Source organism: Mucilaginibacter arboris (assembly GCF_009754915.1).
GTDB classification, from domain to species: domain Bacteria; phylum Bacteroidota; class Bacteroidia; order Sphingobacteriales; family Sphingobacteriaceae; genus Mucilaginibacter_A; species Mucilaginibacter_A arboris.
In genome coordinates, this window is the sequence record NZ_WPIK01000009.1 from 176183 (window position 1) to 202043 (window position 25861).

22 protein-coding genes are annotated in these 25861 nt (G+C 33.1%); all 22 read right to left on the bottom strand.

What is annotated here, in order from left to right; genetic code table 11:
* Positions 1–72 precede the first annotated feature (72 nt).
* Positions 73–1470 (bottom strand): undecaprenyl-phosphate glucose phosphotransferase, encoded by a 1398-nt coding sequence (locus GO621_RS11800; protein ID WP_157567235.1) that lies wholly within the window; start codon positions 1468–1470, stop codon positions 73–75.
* A gap of 180 nt (positions 1471–1650) precedes the next feature.
* A complete protein-coding gene (locus GO621_RS11805) occupies positions 1651–2907 on the bottom strand; it encodes a WcaI family glycosyltransferase (protein WP_157567237.1) in 1257 nt (418 codons plus the stop codon).
* A gap of 13 nt (positions 2908–2920) precedes the next feature.
* Positions 2921–3469, bottom strand: coding sequence for a WcaF family extracellular polysaccharide biosynthesis acetyltransferase (locus tag GO621_RS11810; RefSeq protein ID WP_157567239.1), 549 nt, complete (start codon positions 3467–3469; stop codon positions 2921–2923).
* 247 nt (positions 3470–3716) lie between these two features.
* A complete protein-coding gene (locus GO621_RS11815; protein WP_157567241.1) occupies positions 3717–4955 on the bottom strand; it encodes a glycosyltransferase in 1239 nt (412 codons plus the stop codon).
* Positions 4952–6079 (bottom strand): glycosyltransferase, encoded by a 1128-nt coding sequence (locus GO621_RS11820; RefSeq protein WP_262884992.1) that lies wholly within the window; start codon positions 6077–6079, stop codon positions 4952–4954. Before GO621_RS11820 ends, GO621_RS11815 begins: the two co-directional genes overlap by 4 nt.
* A 78-nt stretch (positions 6080–6157) precedes the next feature.
* On the bottom strand, positions 6158–7549 hold the full coding sequence (locus GO621_RS11825) for a hypothetical protein (RefSeq protein WP_198170226.1): 1392 nt from the start codon (positions 7547–7549) through the stop codon (positions 6158–6160).
* A 77-nt stretch (positions 7550–7626) separates the two neighbouring features.
* Entirely contained in the window at positions 7627–8868 is a 1242-nt protein-coding gene (locus GO621_RS11830; protein WP_157567245.1) for a glycosyltransferase family 4 protein, read from the bottom strand.
* Positions 8837–9916: a glycosyltransferase family 4 protein gene (locus GO621_RS11835; protein WP_157567247.1), complete on the bottom strand. Its 1080-nt coding sequence runs from the start codon at positions 9914–9916 to the stop codon at positions 8837–8839. Before GO621_RS11835 ends, GO621_RS11830 begins: the two co-directional genes overlap by 32 nt.
* 58 nt (positions 9917–9974) lie before the next feature.
* Entirely contained in the window at positions 9975–10964 is a 990-nt protein-coding gene (locus GO621_RS11840) for a glycosyltransferase family 2 protein (protein WP_157567249.1), read from the bottom strand.
* A gap of 61 nt (positions 10965–11025) precedes the next feature.
* Positions 11026–12144, bottom strand: coding sequence for a hypothetical protein (locus GO621_RS11845; RefSeq protein WP_157567251.1), 1119 nt, complete (start codon positions 12142–12144; stop codon positions 11026–11028).
* A 78-nt stretch (positions 12145–12222) separates the two neighbouring features.
* Positions 12223–13224, bottom strand: coding sequence for a glycosyltransferase family 2 protein (locus tag GO621_RS11850; protein ID WP_157567253.1), 1002 nt, complete (start codon positions 13222–13224; stop codon positions 12223–12225).
* 3 nt (positions 13225–13227) lie between these two features.
* A complete protein-coding gene (locus tag GO621_RS19300; RefSeq protein ID WP_157567255.1) occupies positions 13228–14496 on the bottom strand; it encodes a glycosyltransferase family 61 protein in 1269 nt (422 codons plus the stop codon).
* Between the two features lie 516 nt (positions 14497–15012).
* Complete coding sequence (locus GO621_RS11860) at positions 15013–15855, bottom strand: glycosyltransferase family 2 protein (RefSeq protein ID WP_157567257.1); 843 nt, start codon at positions 15853–15855, stop codon at positions 15013–15015.
* Between the two features lie 88 nt (positions 15856–15943).
* Entirely contained in the window at positions 15944–16819 is an 876-nt protein-coding gene (locus tag GO621_RS11865; protein ID WP_157567259.1) for a beta-1,6-N-acetylglucosaminyltransferase, read from the bottom strand.
* A 109-nt stretch (positions 16820–16928) separates the two neighbouring features.
* Positions 16929–18020, bottom strand: a complete 1092-nt coding sequence (locus GO621_RS11870) for a glycosyltransferase family 4 protein (RefSeq protein ID WP_157567261.1) — start codon at positions 18018–18020, stop codon at positions 16929–16931.
* A complete protein-coding gene (locus tag GO621_RS11875) occupies positions 18017–19021 on the bottom strand; it encodes a glycosyltransferase family 2 protein (protein ID WP_157567263.1) in 1005 nt (334 codons plus the stop codon). The genes GO621_RS11870 and GO621_RS11875 overlap by 4 nt, the downstream gene beginning before the upstream one ends.
* Before the next feature lie 76 nt (positions 19022–19097).
* Entirely contained in the window at positions 19098–20003 is a 906-nt protein-coding gene (locus tag GO621_RS11880; protein WP_157567265.1) for an alpha-1,2-fucosyltransferase, read from the bottom strand.
* A gap of 61 nt (positions 20004–20064) precedes the next feature.
* Positions 20065–21273 (bottom strand): glycosyltransferase family protein, encoded by a 1209-nt coding sequence (locus GO621_RS11885; RefSeq protein ID WP_157567267.1) that lies wholly within the window; start codon positions 21271–21273, stop codon positions 20065–20067.
* Between the two features lie 14 nt (positions 21274–21287).
* On the bottom strand, positions 21288–22241 hold the full coding sequence (locus tag GO621_RS11890) for a glycosyltransferase family 2 protein (RefSeq protein ID WP_157567269.1): 954 nt from the start codon (positions 22239–22241) through the stop codon (positions 21288–21290).
* A gap of 89 nt (positions 22242–22330) precedes the next feature.
* A complete protein-coding gene (locus GO621_RS11895) occupies positions 22331–23374 on the bottom strand; it encodes an exostosin domain-containing protein (protein ID WP_157567271.1) in 1044 nt (347 codons plus the stop codon).
* Positions 23375–23597: 223 nt separating this feature from the next.
* Positions 23598–24536: an O-fucosyltransferase family protein gene (locus GO621_RS11900; RefSeq protein WP_157567273.1), complete on the bottom strand. Its 939-nt coding sequence runs from the start codon at positions 24534–24536 to the stop codon at positions 23598–23600.
* Complete coding sequence (locus GO621_RS11905) at positions 24526–25791, bottom strand: ABC transporter ATP-binding protein (RefSeq protein ID WP_157567275.1); 1266 nt, start codon at positions 25789–25791, stop codon at positions 24526–24528. Before GO621_RS11905 ends, GO621_RS11900 begins: the two co-directional genes overlap by 11 nt.
* Positions 25792–25861: the final 70 nt, after the last annotated feature.

A 25861-nucleotide genomic window follows, 5' to 3' on the forward strand; every position in this document is an offset into this window, starting at 1 on the left:
TATTTTAAAAACATAAAGTAATTTAACTCTTGCCCCAAATAAAAGTATAAATTAATTGGGGGAAAAGAGAAACTAATAGGCATTTTCTTCGCCTTTTGCTGTATTGATTATGGTCAGAAATATAATTTTTATATCTAACATTAACGACCAGTTTTCTATATACCAAATATCGTGTTCTACGCGTTTCACCATTTGTTTTGGGTCCCTTGTTTCGCCACGGTAACCATTTACTTGTGCCCAGCCTGTAATTCCAGGTTTTAACAATTGCCTGACCATATATTGGTGCACAATTGCTTTGTATTCTTCTGTATGTTTAATCATGTGCGGCCTTGGGCCAATAATACTCATGTTTCCAATAAATACATTAAAAAACTGTGGTAATTCATCTATACTGGTTTTACGCATGAAAGCACCAATTTTTGTAACCCTCGAATCCCCTTTTGTTGCTTGTACATGCTCCAGGTCTTCATTTATCGTCATGCTCCTGAATTTGTAACACCAAAATGGTTTATTGCCCTTGCCAGAACGTAGCTGCATAAAAAACACCGGGCCTTTTGATTGAAACTTAATGATCACAGCAAGTATAGGTATCAGCCAGGAAAGCAGAAATATAATAACACCAAGGCTGAAAAGAATATCAAACGCACGTTTTACAATGCGATATGTTATATGTTCTAATGGTTCTGACCGCGTACTTAAAACTGGTATTTCATCAAAATAGGTATCAATGGCATAATCAGAATTAATTGTTTTGGTAACATCTGGAATAAACTTAAACCGCACACAATTTTGTTCGGCTACTTCAAGCAAGATATTTAAATTGTTATAATCTTCTGGAAAAAGGGTTGAATAAACTTCTGCTACTTCATTTTCTGCCGCATATTCCATTAAACTTTCTATCGGCCGTATTACTTCCTGGTTTGATTTATCGATATAGCTTTTTGTTGTATGGTCAAAGAAACCGGCAAAACTATACGACATCTGGTTCTTCAAAAAGTAATCTGCAAGCCTTTTAGCTGTTTCATTATAACCAATTATAGCAATTTTCTTTTTATACCTAACCCGTTTTATGTGGTATTGTTCAAAGGCCGTTATGACAAACCTGCTGATAATGAATGCACAGATTTCAAAAACAAAAATGTAGATCAGGAAACTTTTTGAATAAGAAGCATAATTTGTTAATAAAATAACAACATTAAATGTAAGTGCATGCAATACAATTGCCCTCCAGCTTTTCTGAAAGATAAATTCCGTTCGTTGTGCTGTTTCACGATGATAAAGCTGCATAAAGAAAGCAGAAGCAATCCAGGTAGCATTAAAAATCAGCAGGTCTAAATTGTAATGAGAAGATTGAATGAGTGAATTATTCTGACTGTCCCAAAAATAGGCAATCATGAAAGAACAGTTTATTGCAATTAAATCGCCCAGAAAGAGTAAAACAATTAAAAAAAATATGTAACGGTTTTCCATATTTGGGTAATAACCTTATTTAAATAAGATTTTTGAAATGATAAATATATAATAAAAGTTTAACATTGTATAAGAACGAGTTATAACTGCAGGCGGTTTGTATTAAATCGATTAATTATTAAATAATATTTACCGGATAAAAGAAGCATCCTGATATAATAGATTTTAACGCACAAAATGTTATGCCTTTGCCATATCTTCAGCATAACTTTTTAAAATTTCATTAATAGAAAGAAACTTTTTTGCATAAGCGCGCGCATTATTGTTAAAGTTTCCGTTAACTTGTGTAAGGGCTAATTTTATGGCATCGGTTAAAGCAGCCTGGTTTTCGGGCTCTGCAAGAATTCCTATTTGATTTGTGTTGACTACTTTATATAAACTTGATCGGGCAGGAGCGGTTATAACAGCAAGCCCACCAACAGAAAGAATAGCAGTAAGCTTAGATGGCATTACCAAATCACTCGCATTGGCTTTTTGTATAACCAAGTGTACATCGGCCATATTTAAAAATGCGTTAAGTTTTTCGAGCGGCTGTAAAGGCAAAAAGAATACATTTTGTGTTTGCAAAGAAGCTTTTAAATCCTCCAGTTTCTTTTTGTAAGGGCCAGAACCGCATATAATAAATTTTAAGTTTGCAATGTTTTCTAATAATTTGGCTGTATGCAGGATAGCTTCCAGTCCTTGTTTTTCGCCAATGGCACCAGAATATAAAATGATATGGTCTTTTGCTTCAAATCCGAATGCTTCTTTTAGCACATCTATTTCTGGCATAGGATAAAACAGAGAAGTATCAACCCAATTAGGGAAAAACGTTACTTTCTGGTTACCAGATTTTTGTTTTAACCTCTCGATCATACCTTCAGAAATACTGCTGATCATATCTGCTTGTTTCAAAATAAACTTCTCAATACTAAAAAGCATGTTTATTAAAGTCCGAGATCTAATCATCTTTAATTCTGCAGCAGCATCTATTTGTAAATCCTGTACATGATAAAAGAATTTTGCACCTTTAATTTTTTTATAAATGATGCCATATATCCCGGTTAAAAAAGGAGGGGAGACGGTAATTACATAATCGAATTTCTTTTTAAACAATAATATAAAAACCATTACTGTGGCAGAAAGGCAAAAAGAAATATCGGATATAATACGGGCGAACCCGGAAGGATTTTTAGGTACGTAATGCGGACAACGGTAAACTTTTATAGGATTATCAGTTAAGGTATTGTTGTTTTTATACTCTTTACTAAACCAGTAGGATTTTTTATAGTAAGGCGGCTTAATATTCCAGTCTGGATAATAAGGATAAGTAGTAATAACTGTACAGGTATTACCCTGTTCGGCTAACCAATCCATCATTTCACCATTATATTTTCCTATTCCGGTAAGCTCGGGATAAAAATTCCCTCCGATTAATAAAATTCTCTTCTGCGCCATTAAAAACTATAGATTAACCCACAAACCTTCGTTCGCGAACGTTAACTGCCGGATTGCCTGAATAAATAGTCCATTGTTTTAACTCTTTAGTTGCTACAGAGTTAACGGTTAATATGGAATGTGATTTACAAACCACTCCAGGACATACTACTGATTTTGCACCAATCCACACGCCATCTTCTAAAATAATTTTTCCTAACCTGTAAGGAAAATCAGTCAAAGTATAATCATGGTTACCTGTTAACAGCATTGCTCCCTGCGATAGGCATACGTTATTTCCTATAGAAACGTTTTCTAAATTATCAATCCAAACTGATTCTCCTATCCAGCAATGCGCTCCGATAGCTAATTTCCATGGGTTTTTGATCCTGATTTTTGTTTTGATGATTAAGCCCTTGCCAATTTTCGCGCCAAATAATCGAAGCAAGGCCCGCTTTACCGAATAAGGCCAGGGCAAAGCACTATCGAAAATAAAATAGTTAACAAAGTGCCATACCATAACTTTCCATTTAGGCCCTGCAGCATAATTGCCAACGGTAAATTTTGATAAATCTGTTTGCATTAAAAAATTGTAATACTTCTTTTACCGATACTTTTTAAAAAATAAATTGCTAAAGTAGGTTAAATTTACAATGGAACGGTTATAATCCTATATTATTAGTATGATAATAAAAAAAGCTTATTCCTGCGTAAAATAGCAATTATAAGCTTGTGTTTTTAGTAATATGTTTGGTAAAAAGGTTATTTAAAAATCATGTTGTCTAATAATTGAATGATCGTTACGGTAATAATCTGTTGTAAAAATAAGCTTATGTGGTTATAGCCCTTAAAAAATTAATGGCTGCGGGGCCATCTGCAAAATGTTTCTCATAACATTTGCGGGCATTTCTGCCCATTTCTGTTTTCTGTTTTGCTGTAAGGTTATTCCAGTTTTCTAATAATTGTTGTGTTCCTGCTGCTGTATCATCTGCAATGATTCCAGCTTCTGCGGCTGCAATTTCTGTCCAGATATTAACCTGATTAGAAATGAGGACAGGTTTGCCGCATGCTAATGCTTCAACTGCCGCAATACCGAAATTTTCCTGATGACTGGGCAATACAAAAGCCTCACATCCATAAAAAGCGCCCCACTTTGCATTGCCGGTAAGCATTCCAGGGAAAAAAACAGTGGTTGCTGTTTTTTGTAATTTTAATACCGAGTTTTTAATTTTTTGTCCGTAAGGTGTTTCAGTCCCCGGACCGGCAACAACAAGTTTTGAGGCAGTAAATTTTGGGGTGCTAAAAGAAGCATCATGCTGTTTCTCATTCATTTCATCAATTCCCTGAGTTTTACCGTAAGCATCAATCAACATGTCAACACCTTTTTTTTCATGGATCCGGCTGATGAAAAGTAGGTAAGGATTATCAGCTAAATCAGGGCAGGAACTTGAAAATGCTTCACGCATAACTGCCGTAAAAACCGGAGGCTCTTCCACACCTAAACCAACAACAAGTTCTTTTACAGGATGATAAGGTGTAAAAGTTTTACGGGCAAGCTTAAGTTCTGCTCCACAGGTAAATAACAACCCATTTGTCTGATTGATTACTTTTCGCTCAACTAACTTCCAGTAAAACCAATTACGTATAGCTTTTAATTTTCTGCCTGATGCCTTTTGGAAGTATGGGTCCAACATGCCATGGGGCATCACAAAAAATTTAGTGTTAAAAGGAGCATGCGTTTGTTTACTTCTTAACATTCTTAACGCTTTAACCAGCCCATAGCCCTGATAATTCCATAAGCCATGTAAAATAACAGTATCGAAATCGGGTAAGTTTTGTAACAACCAAGGAATATAGACTGCATTATAAAACCAAGGCGTTTTACCTAAACCTAAAGCATGAATGGAATAAGATTTTTCACCGATAAAAGAAGCATCCGGATGATCAAAGCTAACAACTTCGTTTTGAACATTCTGAAAATTATTTAAACCTTTGATAATAGTTTTTACTGCCTGACAAACCCCGCCCAATTTCGGGTCCATACTGGCAGTTATATGGAGTATTTTCATCCGTTTTTGTGCTTTTGGAGGATGCTTTGGTAGATATGCTCTATCTTGTCTAAAGCAAGGTCTGCATCAAATCGTTTTGCATTTTCAAGTCCTGATTGAACAATACCTATCCGTTCTTCAGGAGATAGTAAAATAATTTTCTCAACTGTTTTTGCTGCGTTTTGTGCCCAGGCTTGTACCTCAATCACATCCTGAGGTTGTTTGGGGATTAGGAAACCTTCTTCTCCTGCAACTTCCGTCATCGGTGCTTCATCGGTTGTAATAACCGGACATCCACACGCCATGGCTTCTGCAATAGGCCAGCCAAAACCTTCTGCTAATGACGGAAATAAAAAAACTGAAGCACCGGAATAAGCAGCACTAATCAAGTTATCCTGAATTTTATTAAAGCTATAAATTTCTGATTTGTATTTTGACTGACTTATTTTTTCAGTTAATTTTTCATCCGGTTTTTCTCCTATTAATATTAGTGGGAGGGAAGTTTTACTGATATTACGCCAGGCATCATAAACTGCTACTACCCCTGAACGGTTTTTATACCACTGGTTTCCGCCGATGTGTAGCAGGTAGCCATTTTCTAAATTGAGCCCGGTTTGGTCACTAAACTCTTTTCGGGCAATTACAATGTCTTTTTTATCGAAAGACTGATTGAGGCCATTATAAACTACAGATGATTCTATTAAAGCAGGCTTGATAAAGCTGTGCAGGTCTTTCTGGGTTTTTTTTGAAACAGAAATAAAATTTTTGCCTTTTGAATAACCCCTGCGGATGTATGCCTGGTACTGTTTCCCTGTCCATGAAGTTGGATTTTCAGGGATCAAGCCAAGCGCAGAATGTTGTGCCAGAAAATCATGACAATGGATTACGTGTGACCGTTTAGCTACTAATGGTACCCAAGGGCCAAGTGCATGGTCTGTCAGCACAAATAATATATCAGGTTCAAGAGCTTTTAACTTTTTACGGGTTTGTATCGGAAATATTAAATACTGATCTATATATCCAAACCATTTTTTAAAAACGTTTGGAAAAGGTAAATTAAAAAAGTAAGGTTTAGGAGACCAGATTTCTACCTGATGTCTACGTTTTTCCATGCCATTTGCCAGCATTTTGGCAAACCGTGGCATACTTTGGTGCCCAAGAAAATTGGGGTGAGTGAAGAAGATGAGATGCAAGTGTTTATAAGTGATAATTACTTTAATAAATTATGCAAAAGCTTCGTTTAAGTTCTTTTTGTTTGGAATAACTCTTTTTTTGACATTATTTGAGTTAAGGGATGCAAGCATCAAGCCACTAATCATAATACTAAAGCCTAGATAAGTAGGTTGGGCCCAATTACCTTGTGCCAACTCTAATAACCCAAAACTTAGTAACAGCCAAGGTAAAAAATCATTTACTGCTAATTTACGATAGCTGGCTAATATAATTTTTACTGTTAAACCAATACGTAAAAATATAACAAATAAGCCCAGTAAAGGTCCCATTTCCCCTAATTCCCTTCCCCATTCTCCTTCGGAAATTAAAAATTTTCTGTTTCCTGATAGCAGCATACTGCCAACATTTGTTCCCATACCTGTACCGTAACCAAAGTATGGCTGGTTTGCAGATTCACTCAGTGCGCTTACAAGCCCTCCTAAAAACCGGTCTCCTAATGTACCCTTTAAACCACCTTCTATACCATTTGCGTCAGTAAAACGTGAAGTAAATGCTTCTGTTGCTTGATTAAAAAAGCTTGTTTGAGCTAAAATAGCTAATATAGTTATTCCTCCAACAACAGCGATTAGTAGTTTACCTATATATTGAGGTTTTCTGGAAACGGCAAGAACGGTAAATATGGCAGTTACTCCAATTTGAAAAAGTACAGTTCTACTAATTGAAAGCGGAACAGCAGCAAACATAGCTAATGTTGCAGCAATAAGTATTAATTTATTGACACGTTTTAAATCAAACCAAAAATAAAATATAAAGCAAGCAGCAAAACCATAGTATGAAGAAGTTCCTGTGGTAAAAGAAAATGTTGCCGGTGGCCTAAAAAACCCCATTGCACCACTATAACCAGCTCCTGCCATATCTCCGCCAACTCCACGGTTTACCCAAGCAGATTGAGGGCTATAAAATTGCATGGCAATAAGAATAGTCATTGGAATAGTTATCAATAAAGTTGCTTTTCCAATATTTATAACATCCTCCCTTGTGAAAATTTTACCAATTACGAAAATCAGCGGGAAATGGAATAATAAAATTCTTGCTCCAAATAAAGCAACAAATAAATTTCCATGCCCTAAAAAAACAGCTGTGAATATACTTATTACACCTATAATTACCATTCCAATTAAATAAATTGAAGAAGGTAGTAGGTCCCTTTGCCAGCATTTTAATACTAACCAAATAGCTATCGGATCACGAATAATTAATAAAGGCGTTGCTAAACCTTGCAGGAACCATTTTCTCAAAGCACCTTCAAAAATCAATAGTAAAAAATAAGCCCAAATGCCTTGTTTTAAGATTCGATTTGGATCGACTTTGGGCTTTTTTGATATCGGCATTGGTTTATCATTAATACCTAAATCAGGATTAGGCTCAATTTTAAGCATCATATTTGTAATTAGTATTCATTTAAGATGTTCTATACCTTAATACAGTTATTGGAAAAGTTATAGTATAATTTTTTACCTTAAACAGGTTTTACTATAGCCGCTGCTAGTTCCTGTCCATAAACATTCCACGTTCGTTTACTTGCTGTTTCCATTGCTGCCCGTCCAACTTCAGCAATTATGCTTCTTTTATCGATCAATTCTTCGATAGCAGCCTGAAGTGCATTTGTGGAACCAGCTTCAATCAGCCAGCCGTTCTCTCCATGCTTGATTAAATCCGGACCTGCTGTTCTATATGTAGTAATTACGGGTGTACCCTGCGACATAGCTTCCGTAATAACCAACCCGAAACCTTCAAAAAGGGAAGGGAAAACTAAAACATCATGTTCCTGCATTAACTTTAAAATTTGTTCGTGGGCTAAACTTGGTATCCAACGATGTTTTGCAAGCGCTGCATCTAATGCAGGGCATTGGTCAGTCGATTTTTTTCCAACTACTGTTAATTCAACGTAGTTTTTAAGACGATCAACCGCAGCAAAAAGATCAGCTATCCCTTTTCTTTGTGACAGCCCTCCTACAAATAATAGTTTAATTGGTTTAACTGTAGAAATATCAGGATAACTTCTGGACGTTGCAACAGGCGGAAAAGCATACGGAATGACTTCTATAGGCGCTAATGTGCCGGGATAATCTTTTAAAGTATTTGCAGTAAACTGACTGGCAACAAAAATTTTATCTGCTAAACGAAGCTCTTCGTCTTTTCGAGCAAGTTTAGCTTCAGAATCTTCCAGGCCTGTTAATGTTGAGGCCCATTCCGGCCAACGTTCACTCTCAGCTTCTAAAAAGCGTTTTGAAGCACGCCAGTACCCAATAGGAAGATCATACAAACAATTAAGGTTTAATTTTTTAGCTTCCCGAAAAGAAAACAATGCACCATCTTCATAAGCATATACTGCATTTATTCCCTGGTCTGCCATATTCTTCAGGCTTTTTGCTGTTCGTTTGTCCAGGTTCTGATAAACACTATCCACACTGAATATTCCTGTTTCGTGTTTAATAAGTTTTTTAAAACCTGCTTTAGAAGCAGCAAACCTTCCCAATTCATATAAAGGCCAGGTTTTAGTAAATTCTAATAATGCCGGATCATACCGCCTCCTGTTAAATTCTGCAAAAGGGACGAGAGAACTCAATTTATCAAAAATATTTCCCGGAAATGTAGCAACGGTAGTCCTAAAGCCTGAAAGCATACCTGCTTTTTGAAGCCCAAGTGCTGCTGCGCGAAAAAAAGCATTACCGGTGGGATGTAATATAAGTACTTTCATTTCTGGGCTTTATAAGATGAAGAGCTGATTCAACAACATTTAAATATTTAGATGCAACTACATCTGGACGATGTGAAGTTAAATGAGTTATAGCTTCGTTCTTCAGTTTTAGTTCTAAAGATGGATTATTAACTATTTCTACAATTGTATTAACAAGAGAATCAATATCTCCGCGTTGAAACTTCATACCTGCATTTCCTATAGCGTCAGGTAATCCGCCACCATCAGAAACAATCGGTATGCATCCACATGCCATAGCTTCAAGAACTACATTACCAAAAGGTTCTTCCCATAAAGATGGCACCAATAAAAAACGATGACGGTTTAAACAAATTGCTAATTCTTCTCCGCTCAAAGGGCCAACAAGTTTAATATACAATTCCATTTCTAATTCTGAAATTAATTGCTGAAGATTACGATACTCAGGGCCACTGCCGATAATTGTAAATAAAGGTTTTTCCTTTAAAAAAGCTGATTTATAATTTGAAGAAATCAGTTGGTGTATGGCTTTAATGGCATGGTCTGCACCTTTATCTGAAACAAGCCTTCCTAAAAAAACAAAATCAATTGTTTTTTTAATTCCGGGTATTATTTTAAATTGATCACTTCTATAAGGGTTTGCAATTACAGTAGCAGAAGGCCAGCAACGTTTTCTTACCGCATCGCTTACAGCAATTACTTTATTTGCATGCTTTAACCACAATAATTTTAATCTGTCCTGAAAACCTATTTTACCATTTATGCGTGTTATCCAGGTATTTAATACAATAACAGAAGGATTACGAAAAAATAGGTTTGGCCAAGCTAATCTAAGGCACGGGTTATTTTCAAATACTAAATCCGCCCAATAATGCTCTGCAAAAAGTTTTCTTTTACTTGGGTTTCTAATAACCAAATAGGGGAACTTTTTATTTGATGAATCTTTAGACCAAGTTAACAAATGGACATCATGGCCAACTTCTGAAAAAGATTGTGCAAGTATATCAGAGTTAATCTCGATTCCTCCAATGTCAGGATAGAAATTATGCGATAGAAATAAGATTTTCAATTTAATACCTTAAAAAGTAATTGCCAAGTTAAAAGTGCTAATAATTTTTTACTAAAAGTTAATATCTAAATTTTATATAAGTAGCTTTTAAATTAGAAAAAAGCTTAAACGCTATTGTGGAATAAAAATCCAAGTATTTTCCATAGCCATTTAAATATAACCAAGAAATTGCTTTTGCTTTAGGAGATGAAGATAATGTTCTTAGCGCATCTTTTAGTTGTATTTTTTCCTCATTAGAATATACATTCCAACTTAAGCAATCAGCTAAAACACAAGCAAAATGTGTTCTGTTCTTATAAATGCTTTTAAGGTTCCAGTTTCTTTCTTTATATGCAGGCTCTAATACTTCATGAAATACTTTATACATTCCAATAATTTCCATCAACTTACGACGTAACCGAGCCTTTCCTGAATCTACCCAAACCCTATAAAATGAAAGTATTTCGTTTAAATAAACATTACCATATCCGGCAGCAGCTAAAGAAGCTGAAAGATGATAGTCCTCAGCAGAATTGGGTCTGTTATTAAGGAAATCTACTTTAACAAGAGCTTCTCGTCTAAACATAATTATATTAGCAGCTACCCGATATCCTTTTATAGCAGATTGTAAAGCATTTGTACTATTTTGATAGCCGGATTTTCTGGCAAGTTGTCGCTTATTTAAGTAATTTCCATTTTGATCAATTTCCTGTACTGCTGCATGAGCATATCCTGCTTCTGGATATTTTATTAATAAAGCAGAAAGTTTTTCTATATACTTAAAAGATAAATAATCATCAGAGTCAAGTCTTACAATAAAATCACCTTTTGCTAATCGAAGACAATAGTCAGTGTTATATGTAATACCTAAATTTTTTTGCTGAGAAATTATTTTCAAAATAGGTATCTCATTTGATAGCATTTCAAGAATTTCTAGCGTATCGTCAGTACTACAATCATTTGAAACGATAATTTCAATTGGCTTTACAGATTGATTATACGTACTGCGTATAGCTTGGGCTAAATATTGTGATTGATTATAAGTTGGTATACAAACAGAAATTGTCATGTAAAAAAGTTAATAAAAATAGCTAATAAGCGTCAAATGGTCGGTATTTAATTTACCAATATCAATTAAAAGAAGAAAAGCTATCCAACAATTGTTTTGATACTAAAGAAATGTCTGTATAATTAACAGTAATTTCTTTAGTTAAACATACTTCAAAGTTCCCAGATAAATAGTATATTACTCCTTTTGCTATAGGAAGATTTTTTATTCCTGCTGGATACCAAGGCTTTGAAATGCATATTACAGGAAGATTATGTTCATGCATTGCGGCAACAGAGCCACTTTTTTCTATTATAGGAAGTGCAGTAGATGAAATACCAAATGTTGCAGTATTAAATACTTCAGATATACGATCTATAGATTGTTCTCCAAGAGTGATTATATTTAATCCGGCTAATTTCCAAACAGTTTCCCAATGAGATTGTTCTTTGCCGGATCGCCCTATAAGTATTAAATCAAATTCAATTCCTTTTTTCTGCTTGTATAAAGCAGCTTCTTTTGCAAAACTTTCAATTGGAGCTCCAGGATGTATAGTACCGAAATTGACAAAAGTAATTTTTTTGTAGTTGTTTGAATTTGATTTAAAAATATAAGGATGCATAAGTGGTATATTAGAAAAAAGTGGTAAGTATTTGGCACTATACCCCAGTTTTTTAAGTTGTATCTGGTACAATCCAGTTTGAGTAGTAATTAAAGAAGGATTTAATTTTTTTATTAATTTTTTTATCAAAAACTTTTGAATTCCTCCCCATATTTTATATTTGAATGTTGAATTTTTTTCCATTCCAACCCATAATTCATGAAACATAATATGCCAACGCCTTCCTCCTATACTAAACTTTGATAAGCCTTTATGTAATTCTAAAGGTATTCCTTTAGAATTAAAGGAAAAAGGAACATATTGAAGGCTTAACCATTCTGGGCTAAAGTTATCTATCCATAAGTTTGCTATTTCGTAACGGATAGTTGAAGTTAAATTAGATGGAATACGATAAACTAAAAGTTGGAAGCTGTCAACTAATTCAGTACGTTCAATTTTTGTGTTTATAAATTGATCGTTAATAGCTAAAATAGCAACTTCATGATTTTTTTTAATAATTTCTGTTGCCAGCCTTTTGGTGTAATCTCCAACGCCATCACTACCACTTTCTAATGATCCACAAATAAAAAGTATCCTCATTTAGATTTACACATCATTGGTTAAATTTATTGTTATGTTAAAGGTTATCAGGATGATTTAAAATATTTATATCAATAATTATGATAAAACCTCTTTATCAACCTCATTAGGTTTATTTCTTTTGATAAAATGAATTATTGAAAGAGGGATTAGTCGATTCAATAAATTATATTTTTTTATTAGCCTCCAATTCGGCCTTATCTTAAAAAAAACAGTTATTGAATAATTAAAGATGTCGCTTAATTTTTTATCATTTTGAAGTTCTTTGTAAAGCATTCTTCTCGTAAGGTCTTGGATTTGATAAATCTTTAAAATAGATTTTTCAAAATGATGTTTTTGCAAATAATCCAAAACAGCAGAGGATGAATTTATAAGCCGTGATTTATTTTTTATTTGATTCTCTTTTACTACAGCAGATATTGAAAAGTTATATTTATGAATTCTCCAAACAGATAAAGGATGGTCAAAGAAAAAACTTTTTCCTAAAGGTAAAATAGTTAATATTAAAAACTCATCAATATACATATCTACTCCACTCGGTATTTTTATAGTTTTTAATGCAGAAGAACGGGCTGCATAAGTAGTTCCTCCTCCAAAAAGCATATTGTCATTGTAAAAACGGTGTAAAAGCCATTTTCCATCAATTACTTTACCTAAAATATCTTTAGGAAGAATTTCTGTTTTTATAAATTGTGTTTCTTCGAAAAGAATTTTTGCCGGGGCAGCAACATGAACAATTTCATCATTTTCTTCAAATACTTTTACATATTCTGTAATTTTATCTTGTAAAAAATAATCATCAGCATCTAAATTAAAGATATATTTTCCATTACATTTTTGGATAGCATTATAAGTAGCGTTGGCTTTTCCTTTGTTTTCCTGATAATAATATTGTATTGCTTTTTCGTTTATCAATTCTTGTAATACAGCATAAGTATTATCAGTTGAACCGTCATCAACAACAATTATTTCTATTTTTTCCTTCGGATAAGTTTGGGCTAAAATGCTATCAATAGCTTGTTTGATATAATTATCATAATTATAAGTAGGGATTATGACGGAAATTAATGGCTCAGACATAAATTAAGCAATCTCCTTTAAATCCATTTTATCTAACATTAATTTCATATCAGCAAGGTCAATGTACATGTGCGTATCTGTTTCAATAACGTTATTTGCTTCGTCAATAAATTCTTCCCCCTTGTCTGTATATAATAAATAGTAATCTAATCCAAACCCGTTCGATATATCGTGAAAAGCTTTTCTATAATGGATTTTATGGCTTATATGCCTTATTTCACAAACTTTTGTTCCTGGTCCACAAAATATAATATTTGTTAATTGCGATCCGTGGCATGAAATAACATGTGTGGCATTTTGAAATAAACAGATTTGTTCATCTATTGTTAAATCTTCATTATGCATACATTCAAAACCATACTTTTCTAAAAAAGCTATCACTTCCCCTTCATTTAAGACCCGCCTTGTATTAACCCTGGACCTGCTTAAATAAATCTTTTTTGGAAATTCACGATCAATAGCTTTCGGTTTAATCATCTTAAGCAGGTAGTCTTTGTACCAGTTTCCTTTTCTGTCATACCAGGAAGAGAATATCAACTCTTCACATTCGTAACAATCATTCTGGTCATAAAGTCTTACCTGTTTTTCAAGCGGGATTCCTATTCGTGTAAAAATACTATTCTTATCTATTATATTATCCTGAATAATAAAATGATCGATTTTTTCAAAATTAAATCCTGCTAATTCAGCCAGATAAAGAGCGGGTAGGCCATCCTGCATTTTATGCCAATAGGCACCGCCTCTTACTATAATTGAACGCCCTTTCAATTTTTTACATTTTGGAAGAAATAAAGTACCAAAAGATGGATGTGATTTTTTTTGATTGCCATAATAATTAGAAACAGGTGCCAGCAAGTAATTATCTTCTGTTAAAGAAAAGAAATGTTTACTGTAGATCCTGATATTAGGCATTAAATATACATGTTCTGTAGTTTTAATTCTATATGAAATAACTTCTGCACCGGGCAATGGCGTGCCAATTGTATATAAAGGGTCTTTAATTTCAATTTCCCTGTCAAAAAATTTCCAGGAAAAATAGCCTAATCCCTTATTTCGTTTAGCTTCAACGTATTTGTCAATTTCCTGAAATGTTGTGAGTGCATCTTTTGGGCCGCCAATACGTTTTGAATTTAGTTTAAAAGGATTGATTATATACGTATTAATGCCTGTAACTATAATGGATTTAAGCTTACGTACAGTATCGATCCCTGGTTTTAAATAGTTGCGAAATGTATTTGACGTATTGTTAAGTTTGGTAAAATATTTTATCACAGGCAGTAATCTATGCTTTATTTCAATAATTATATTATATCTAACGAAGCCATTGCGAAAAGGTTATTAGTTATATTAATCAACATAGGTTTATCCTTTTAAATTATCAGTATTATCCATCATGATGCTTCTTTTATGCCTATAATTTTGTCAGACAGAAAAATGTAATAATGAGGTTGTTTAAACTTTTTGGTACCCATTTAAATTTGGTCCTCCGGCATGCCCAGCTTTGGTGTCCATGCTTCTTTTACCAGGTAAAATTGGTGTTTACATTTAATCACTAAAGACCTATAAGGTTTTCAAAACCTTATAGGTCTTTAGCGAAGGGCCAACATTTTTAGGCGATAAAAGAAGCATCGGCCCAAAAAAAAGAAGGCCAGAAAAAAAGTTTAAACAACTTCAATATCCAAATTTTTATGTGGTAAAAGAAGCATAACAAAAGTATTGAAAGAAATTAAATATGCTTTATCATATTTCTTATTCAGTAATTACAAAAAAGATAAACAATTGCTTATACTAACCCTGCCGGTTGTAAATTGAAATATAGACAGAAAAATACAATTGAAGGATATCATAGTTAACTTTGCTGAAAAAACCTTTGAACTTGTATTTAAAAGCATTTTTTAAAGTGTTCTTAAAAAAACCATTAAAAAATGCAATGAAGTAATATTTGCTGTTTATCTCTTTTTTTTTCTCCGGATGCTTCTTTAAAAAGTATAAGGTTGACTTAAATCTGTTCAATGTTATCGTCCACATTTTTTTTTGTACACGCCATGGATGGACAACATAAGCATTTTTTAGAAAAACTTTACTAAATCCACTTTTACTTAACCTATAGTCTAAATCAACATCTTCCATTGCGGCAAAAGGAAATTTTTCGTCAAAACCGTTTAAATCATGCAAAAATATTTTTTTATTGATCATAAAGTTGCAGGACCATAAATAACCCCCCGTTTCATTGACCGGAGATTCTTCTGCCAGGCTTTGCTGCACCCTGTCTGTTTTAATACAACCTTCAAATACCAATATTTTTTCATTGCTTAAAATCGCTGTCTGATATATTTCTAATAATTGTTTATCAGGAAGGCAATCATCATCTATAAAAATCAGCCATTCTCCTTTGGCATTTCTGGCGCCATTATTTCTGTTTGCTGCCGGGCCACGCTGAGGTCCGGCTATCCACTTTACCCAGGTATAATTTTCTTTTATAAATTGCCTGGCCCGATTTTGCTTACTATCATCAGTAACAATAACTTCATAATTAGCTGCATTTATAGTTTGAAATTGGGGATTGAGACAATCCAAACACATAGCTAATAAATCATTACGGTTACAAGTGGGGATAATTATAGATAACATATTTAATTAAAAATCACTTTTATTTTTTTAGATACCGATATTGGATTAAAGTGTATTAATCAATAGATATAAATGCAAAAAAATGAACTTACTTTTTTAATATTTCAGAATCGATAAGATCTAAGACTTTACTATCAACCTGTGTGTCAAATTTTCTGGCAAACGGAATATTTTGTTCTTTGAGTATTGCTATATTTTCTGCTTTCCAAACAATTGGGTTTGGAGCATTATAATCAGCAAAAATAGTCCTCAGGTTAACTATGCGGCTGGCATATTTTGAGTTCAACAACAACGTTTGAAAATACATTTCTGCAGAATGTATGGTAAACCTGTAGAAATTACTTAAAGTTTTATTTCTTTTAAATTCAGTTACAACAAATTCTGCTATATCTAATGGTAATATAAACCACTGTCTTCCAATATATGGGTTAACTCCTTTTACAAATCTCCTTTTAGGTAAAAGCTTAGTTAAGATTCTTGCCAGAAGTGGAACTTCTTTGCTGTTAAATAACCCTTTTGGATTATAGTTAAAATAATCACAGAAATAATAGCGGTTTGTAGAATTTGGTACTTTAAGGTCTAAGCTTGCTGGTTCATATTCAATCAATGCTTTACCTTTATAAAATTCTAAATATTCTTTTATCCTGTTGTTATCCATAATAGGATAATCTTGCCCACTTATGTAAACGATGCTATCTGGTTTAAATGGCAATACCGAGTTTACTAACTCAACTGCAGCCCTGATTGTATTAAATCCACCCCATTTTGGTTTATATCTTTTTTCTAAAAACTGAATATTGCTATTGTTTGGATTAGAAGCTAAAATCTCTTTTTTAAAAGGCTCGTCATCACCATTAAAATCAACGTGGATAGAAAAGATTGTATTTTCTACATTTAACCTGGTGATTAGCCTGGCAACTTGTTTTGGATTTTTATGGACTAATATAATATAAGCAATTTTCATTTTTGATGTTATAATCAATATTGTGTTTGTTAAATATTTGTATTAAAAAGATAAGAAAGCTGTTTAATATATCAACAAGTATTGTTGTTGTTATTTCAACTTAAAAAAGTTAATTGATTAATGCAGAGATCATTTTTAAATAGTCTTTTTTTAAAACGCTCCATGAATAGCGGCTATGAGCAGCTTTTATTAAAGATTCTTTATTTAAAACTGTTTTTTCTATGGAAAAATATTCAGTTAATTCACCTTCATTTTCCATATTTAAGTAAATCCCATATTCGCCAAGCACTTGTTTTGCGTTAATATAATTGTGTACTATACAAGGCAAGCCATAACTTAAAGCTTCAATCAGTACGCGTCCAAAGCCTTCATTCAAAGAAGCCAGAACAAAATAATCAGCAGCAATATAGTAATCTTTTACATCTTCCTGAGGAACATTGGTAATTGTAAACCTTCCCATTAATTTTGTTGTTGCCAAATTAATTAGTTGTGGGGTTTCTGCTTCAAATTGTCCCAATATAACTAAAAAGTATTCACTTCCTAGTTTGGCTACTTCATCAATAAGATAATCCATTCTTTTGTGATGTGTATTAATAGCACCAACAGACAGGATTACTTTTTGGGTAGGGGAAAGGCCAAGCTGTTTTCTAATTAATTTTTTTTTTGCAAGGCTATTTAACCTTTCGTTAATATTGATATTAAAGCCATAAGGTAACAAAGTTTGCATTTCTGCCGGTGCACCTTTCCGAATAGCTTCTTCCAAGTAAACTGGCAAAAGCTGTTGCACATGATCTTCTGTTTTAAAAGGAGGGCCATTTGGTGCACCGTTAGAAAAAAGCAGTTTATATTTAAATTTCAGGTATTTTCTTAAATGCCATAAATAGGTACCCAATACAAAATCACTATAATAAATAACAGCAGGTTTTTTTTTAAAAATTAGTGGAAGCATCGAAATACAAAATGTAGCTTGCTCTATTGCATAAGCATCCAAAGGCAGTATTTTTGCTAAAAATTGTGCTCCTTTTTTTCTTCTTGGTAAGTTAGGCAAAGCTATTTCGTTACCTATGCTTTTACCTCCGCCTTTAATTAAGTATAGTTTAAAATCTATAGTATCTTTTAACGCATCATAACATTCTCTGGTAAAAGATTCGTAACCGCGGTTAATATGCCCTAAGCCGGTGCAAACTATAAAAACGTTCATGCTGTTTTTAGCATCATTTTTTCCCTAATCTTTCTGTTTACTTTCCGCAGGCCAAACAAACAAACATCTGTTAAAGATTTAAAGAAAACAAGGATAGCAGTAGGAGACAAGTAAAAAAGTGATTTAGTTATAAAAACAATTTCGGGCCTGGTAAGGAAAATGCGTTTCCGGGAAGTTTCTAATAACACACTAAACAAATATATATCTGTATATTTTACTTTATGTTTTAGCGGAATATTATTCCCCACTTTTTTATAAGCATATAATCCAACTTTGAGCTTTTCTAATAAGAAAATTTTATAAGTATCTTTTCTGTAATGATCTGAGCGGCTGACAGAAGTATTTGATTGCCTGAAATAATTTAAGCACTCCGGAAAATAAGCAATGTAATTATCAAAACAAATGTCAATCCAAAACTGCCAGTCGCCACAAATTTTATATTGCTTAAAAGACGCATCTACTTTGTAAAAATTCTCTTTTTTAAATACAACAGCACTTGCATTTGGAACAATTGGGTGAAAGAAAAAAGCGTCCCGGCATTCATCATAACCGTTATTTAAATAATAACCGTCCTGGTTGTTAGGTATCTCCTGGATTAGTTTTCCGATACTTTTACCATTCTCGTCAACCATATTAGATCCGCAATAAGCTAATCCAATGTTTGTATTGTTATTTAAAGTTTGCGTTAACGATTCTAAGAAATTTTTATCAGCATAATCATCGCTTTCAGCTATCCAAATATAATCGCCATTAGCTAATGCAATACCTTTTTCCCATTGCAAAAACGTACTTCCAGAATTTTTTTCATTATAAATGATGTGTTTAATTTGGGGATTATTCCTGTATTGTTCAATAACAATTTTACTATCATCGGTAGAACAATCATCTAAAATAATGACCTCAAAGTTTTGATAAGTTTGATGAAGAACAGAATCAATCCTTTGGTTTAAATACCGGGCATGATTGTAATTTGGAATGATAACAGAAACCAGTTCGACCATTATTGCAGATGTAATATTGGCTTGTTAATTCCTGCAATTAACAATGCTTCTTTTACCGGTAAAAAATTTATATCAATCATAATTTTATCCAGGATGGAAATTGTAATTGAATGCTTTTGTTTACATCTTCCCTGGCCGACCATTTTTCTGGTGCAATAACAATTTTGTTAGGATTACGGTTTAAAAAAGCACCCCACCAACTAAAAGTACTGTTGGCTATAATATTGTTGGAACATTGGCGCATCAGATCCAAATCTACATAATCGGTATTGCCATCCACATAATACGTTGCTGCATCTGTTTTTATATTTTCTTTTACCCATTCCAAGTCGTCCGAAAAAAAGTAAAACGATGGTTTTGAAACCTTTTGTTTGAGATAATGAATGGCTTTTTGATAATATTCCATTGGTAAAACACCCATCAAATAATTAGCATTAGAATCGGTTACATAATCACCGCGGCGAATATGAACTGCCACAGAAGATTTATCAGTTTTTATTGCTGATAACCATGCTGCTGCTTTTGTATCAAGCGGTTCTTTCAGGGTAAGTTCTTCAAAAATTTGTGGTTGTACATTTTCAAAGTATTTGTAATGCTGCCAGTAACCTTCTACATAAACATTAGCGGGAGTTTTAAAAACATCGGGTTCTAATATCCACCAAATATGTTCTTTAAAATAATTTTTAGTATGCTTTGGAAAGAGAACAGGTTCAACATTTCTATACACTTTTGCAAAAAACGAAGTTTGCTGATGCAACTTTTGATAACGGTTTATCTCTTTTCTGAAAGGAACAATATCTGCTGTTGTTGCAATTTCAGCATTGATATGATAATGATTAAGCTTGTAACTTCTTAAATCCTGACTTTTAAAAAACGATAAATCTAATTTTAAAGGTACTTCTTTTGCCAGTGATAATTGCCGACCAATTGCATATTGAAATAACTGATTTCCTAAGCCACTTATTAATTTAGTTACAATCAAGAATAAAAATATTTAGAATAAGTATCGGAACAAGTATTAAATAAATAACTGAATTTGATAGTTAGTTATTTGAAAAAGCAATTTCGGTTAAAAAGCTTTTGATTTTTTGATGAACAGTTTCTTTTGAAAAATAATACAAAGTATCCCAGGCATTGCTTACATAGTTTTGATAGTTATTGATATTAACTATGATTTTTGAAAGCTGGTTTGCTATTTCTTTTTCATCAATAGTTTCAATACAAACACCGCAATTGTTCTCTTTTATAAAATGATTATTGGCTGAATAAGTTGGTCCGCAACTAATAATTAATCTTTTTGATTTGCAATAATCTGTAATCTTGGTTTGTAAGGATGCTTTTGAATGCGTATAATTTTCACTGCTAAAAGAAGCAGTGATCAGCAGTGCATCTGCCTCGTTTAACTTTTGATGTATTTGGTTGTAAGGTAAATGCCCACCATATTTTACGCCCAATGACTCTAATTCACTTTTTCGCCAGCTCCATTGGCCCTCCTGCGTATAAAGCATCAATTGTATGTTTTGATTCACTGCTAAACTTTTTACTGCCTTTGCAAAAGCCAGGAAACTATCAAAGTGCATTGGCCATAAAGCGCCAGCATAAGCAATAGTAAAAGGACCGTTTTTTACATAAGGGTTATCTTTTGGCGCATCAGTTAAATCAACCGGGTTTCTTACATATAAAATTTTTTCAGGTTTTGCCTGATAACGTTCAGCTAATATGTTTCCAAGTTCCTCGCCAATCATCATCCAATTCCTGTTGTTTTGCAGCATCTCTTTGATAATATTGCTAACAAGGTTTCCTATGCGGTCGGCTTTAACTTTATACATCCAATCATCCATAAAATACGGAATAATTGGATACTTGCTGTTTTTAAGTAATTTATCATGCATCAAAATACCTGATGCAGTATTAGAACAGGAAATAACAACATCAGGATTAAACAATTCAATCTCCCGCCTTAATTTTTGATAGTTGTTATGTTTAAAAAGAAAATAGTTGATGGAACTAATTAATGGAAGCGAAAATTTCGTAAGCTTGTTTACAGGAATATTAATTGCATTAAGCTTGTAACTTCTGTAACGTTTTGTATAAGGTTCTGTCGAGCCTATTTTTTCCAGGCTTTTTAGATCGACCTCTGTAATGCCTAAAAAATCTTCAGGCTTTATAAAACAGAATAAATTGTACAAAGTTTGGTTAATTCCGCCTTCATTTAATGCCATTGGCGCATCACCAAATAGTAAAACCTTCATGTCAAAAGATGAAATCAGGATAATTTCACCATCTTTTTTCCGAGTATTTTTTTTACCCAGTATTTGGAATAGATGGGAAAAAGAGCAGACCAAAAGCTTTTGTATTTCCAATAGGTTTTTAAAAGAACAGAAAAATGGTTTTCTGTATCAAACCTGTTTTCATAATACAGCAATTTAATAATATTGGCAGGAAAATAGTTTTTAATAATATTAGTATTGGTAATATTGATGATGCTTTTATGATAACCTTCTTTAACTAGTGAAGTTAAAATGTAATTATAGTTTTTGGCAAAGGTATTAACAAACTGATAACCACCGGAATTATTTTGTTTTGCAGCAATTAAAGGTGTTTCGATAAAAATATTTTCCTTAGCTCCGAATATTGCTTTTATAGTCCAGCAAACTTGTACAATATTGGTTCCCATGTATTTTTCATAATCCAGATCTATTGGAAGTATTGATTTATTGATAATATTTCCGCTGATAAAAGTTACGTAATAATGTATCTTTTTAACAAATTCTAAAGGGTTTTGATAAGAAATAATTTCTGCGTTAGTTATACGTTTTTGCTCCAAATCTTCTTCTTTATGATAAGGTATGCACTGCATATATACATCGCCACAATCTTTATCTTTAAGAAGATCAACAATTACTTTAAGGCTTCCATCCAATAAAAATTCATCATCCCCTAAAATCCAAACATATTTTCCGGTAGCTTTATCAAAACAGATGGAACAAGTTGAATCCGGGCCAAGGTTAATCGTGTTTTCGTAGTAATTAATCCTAACCGTCTTTGAATATTTATCTACAATATTTTTTGTATGATCTGTTGAAGCATTATTGGCAATTACAAGTTCTATATCCTGTTTTACTTCTTCTAATTGAGTTATAATTGAATTGAGGCAACGATCTAAATAAGTTGCCCTGTTATAAGTTGGAATGCCAATAGTTAGTAAAGGTTTTTGCATAAGCAAGATTGTGTTTTGATGTTTTTTAAATCTGTATAAAAGCTACAGATGCTTCTTTTACCGCACTAAAATTATATTCTTTTGTCAAGTTAAGGCAACTCTTGAAGCAATGGAAAATATTGATACAAGTTTTTAAAAAAACCTTCTTTCGATAAATACTTTTCCCATAATAATCTATTACTTTTTTGCAATTGTAAAAAATCATCAGAATGGATGGATTGATGGAAGTCAAGGATAAATTGGCCTGCTTTATTTGCATCTTTTTCTTCAATCCAAACCACTTGTTTTTTCCAGTCGATAAACTCTTCAAAAGGCAAAACACAATCTGTATTGATAAAAACAGGAATTCGGCCCGCACTCATTACCTCATACAATCTAAATGAATAATTGCCATGGCCACTAACACAAATATTATATTGGTTGTTAAATATATTATTTACAAAAGGTAGTTTTCCGTTAACCGGATCCCAACTTTGTTCTAAAGTAGTTAAGGTTATGTCTGTTTTTACATTCTTATTGTTTAAGCAGGCAACTATTGCGTCCCGGCGGGCTAAATATCCAAAGTTGTAATACAAGTTAAACTGCTTGCTAATTCCTGCAATAGCTAAAGCTTTATTAATGGTTCTTTTAAAGGCCAATTTAGTAGGGAGTTTAACAGGTGCAGCCTGGCCTCTGAAACCAATAGTTGGAGTTGTGGTTTTATTTAGCCAAAGCTCGTTTTCTGATAAGTTTTTTCGCTTCCTTAAATCTTTTGTATAAGCAGGCATTGCAAACTCATGATTATCCTTTAAACTTTTTAATAAAGAAGTACGAAAGATAACAACATTGGAATGTTCGATTTTTTTAATTGGATCAAAATAATAAAACAGGATAATCTTTTTATTGAACTTTTTTGCCAGATCTGTCATGTCGATCAAGGCTTTTTTTAAATCCTCAATCTCACCTGGTTCATAACCGTAGTGTTTATAATTTTCCTCTGTGTAACCATATAATTTTTCGTAATTAACCGGGAAAATAAAAAAGTCTGCCAGCGCTGGTTCACTTACAATTGTTGTAGTTGCTGATAGGGGAGAGGATACTTCATCGACTTCAAATTTTATCGGATAACCCGACCCAATGTAGATTTTATACATGAACTAAAGTAAATGTCAGTTTGCTTGTACTATTGAAAATATTTTTTTGATAATAAAATTTCCCTTAATTATTGTTTCTGATAATTCCAATATATCTTCCAAATCACAAAGAAAATAAGATGCTTTGTTTACAGTATAATTATTCATAAATGATTTGAATTATATAGAAAAACATGCCTTAAAAACAGTATGTAAATATTAGTAAAACTTATAGCAAAGATATTTACCACATTCGCCAATCATTAGCATCAATTCCATACCACAATTTTGCATTTCTTTGCATGCCTATAAACAGGCCAACATTAGAACTCATTGTACCTACAAAAACAGAAGATTTGTACAAAGCCTCTGAATCTGTTAATACTTTGATGGTCATTTCCTTCTTTGCTTCTTTGTTCAGCCGGTTATATGCACCTTCACTAAAACCTTTTTCACCTTCCTTGCAAAAAGTATAAATCCGATAATCAGTAAAAGAACTTTTTAGTTCGCTAATGTTTTTATAATCATCTGTAAAAACAAACAAGTTTTTTAAAGGAGTGATATTTTTGATGTAATTAATATATTCGTGTGCCGATGATACTTTAGCTTCTGTGACTTTATCTCCACTTCTTAAATGAACTCCTACATACTCAGTTGGCAGGTTTAAACCTTGAATTCTACCGTTTATCTCTTGTTGTATATCAGGTTGAAAATTCCAAACATTGTTTACAACCATCTGCAACGCACTTACTAAATTTCCGGATATTCCTAATTGTGGTATATCAAAAGTTTCATTTTGAAATTTTGCATCTCTTATAAAAGTCCAAATATCCTGGGTCAAATAATCTATTCCCAAAGTTTTCCTAATGATTTTAGTTTTGATAATATTAGGGATCGTAGGCTTAATCTGATAGCTTCTTGCGTTATACTTTAAGTGTACTTTAGAATAGCTTTCCTCACAAAAAGGAAGGAAGTAATCTTCCCAGCCCTTATCATAAGAAAAATTATTGTCCCTGGACGATAGTACAAATTTGATGTTGTTTTTTAAGCAGAACAAAATAGCCAGGAACATGTGATTGATCTCAGAATATAATCCTGCTTGTATGCCAACCCTAAAAACAAGTGTTTTTTGAAATGAATTATTAAGTTTATTATAATTTTCGATCCACTTTTTACTTTCCATTTCGGTTGATTAAAAAGAAACCAAAATCGTTATAGGTAATTTCTTTACCTGTGGCTGTTACACGCCCATGTTTAACTAGTGAAATTCCATCTGTGGTTAAATACCTTTCCATATTCGGATAATCCAATTCAATGTTGATATAATATTCTCCGTTTACAAAATTATCCGGAAGCCGTAAATTATCTTTGAATGAAAATTTCCCTGGTCCGATTGTTACAATTTCGGCATATAAATGTGCCGGACTATAAAAAGATACCAGCACACCTTCTAAAGTAAAAATTTTAACTTCAATGTTTAACTGTAGCGGTTCAACAGAAGATCCGTTAATTTCAATTTCTAAATTATGCTGATCGGCATTTAATTCAATTAAAGCATCTTGTTTATGATTAATCAAAATCTGATCTATTGCTAAAGCAGCATGTTTAACCTTAATTAATTCTTTTAAATCCTTGTTTTCTTGTACAGTCCCCTGCTCTTTATAAAAATGGATTGCCTGCTCAACAGAGCCATTGTAACCAATATTGCCCTTATCCAGCACAATACCTTTCTTACAAAGCTGTTTAACAGAAGCCATATTATGGCTAACAAATAATACTGTTCGGCCTTCGCCCTGGCTTACTTCCCCCATTTTCCCTAGGCACTTTTTCTGAAATTCTGCATCGCCTACAGCTAAAACTTCATCCACAATTAATATTTCAGATTCCAAATGGGCTGCAACAGCAAAAGCTAAGCGAACGTACATGCCAGAGGAGTAGCGCTTAACGGGTGTATCTACATAACGTTCAACACCTGCAAAATCAACAATTTCATCAAATTTGGCTGCAATTTCTTTTTTACGCATACCCAAAATGGCACCATTTAAAAAAATGTTTTCGCGGCCGCTTAACTCTGGATGAAAACCGGTTCCAACTTCCAACAGACTTGCAATCCGGCCTTTTACTTTAATATTGCCTGTAGTAGGGGCGGTTACGCGGCTCAATAATTTTAAAAGGGTACTTTTTCCGGCACCATTACGTCCAATAATACCCACAGCATCGCCTTGTTTAATATCGAAGTTTATATCTTTTAAACTCCAAACAATATCACTGCTACCTTTGCTTGTACGGTCATTGGTTTCACCAATTTTTAAATAAGGGTCTTCTTTGCCCCGAACCCTGGCAAACCATCTTTCTAAATCCCTGGATATGGTACCTGTGCCAATTTGGCCTAATTGATATGCTTTAGAAATATTTTTAACTTGAATGGCTGTAGGCATATTTAATAATACGGGTTAATAAAACCATTAAATTAACTCCGTTTAAAATGGTAAAGATGAAATTATATAT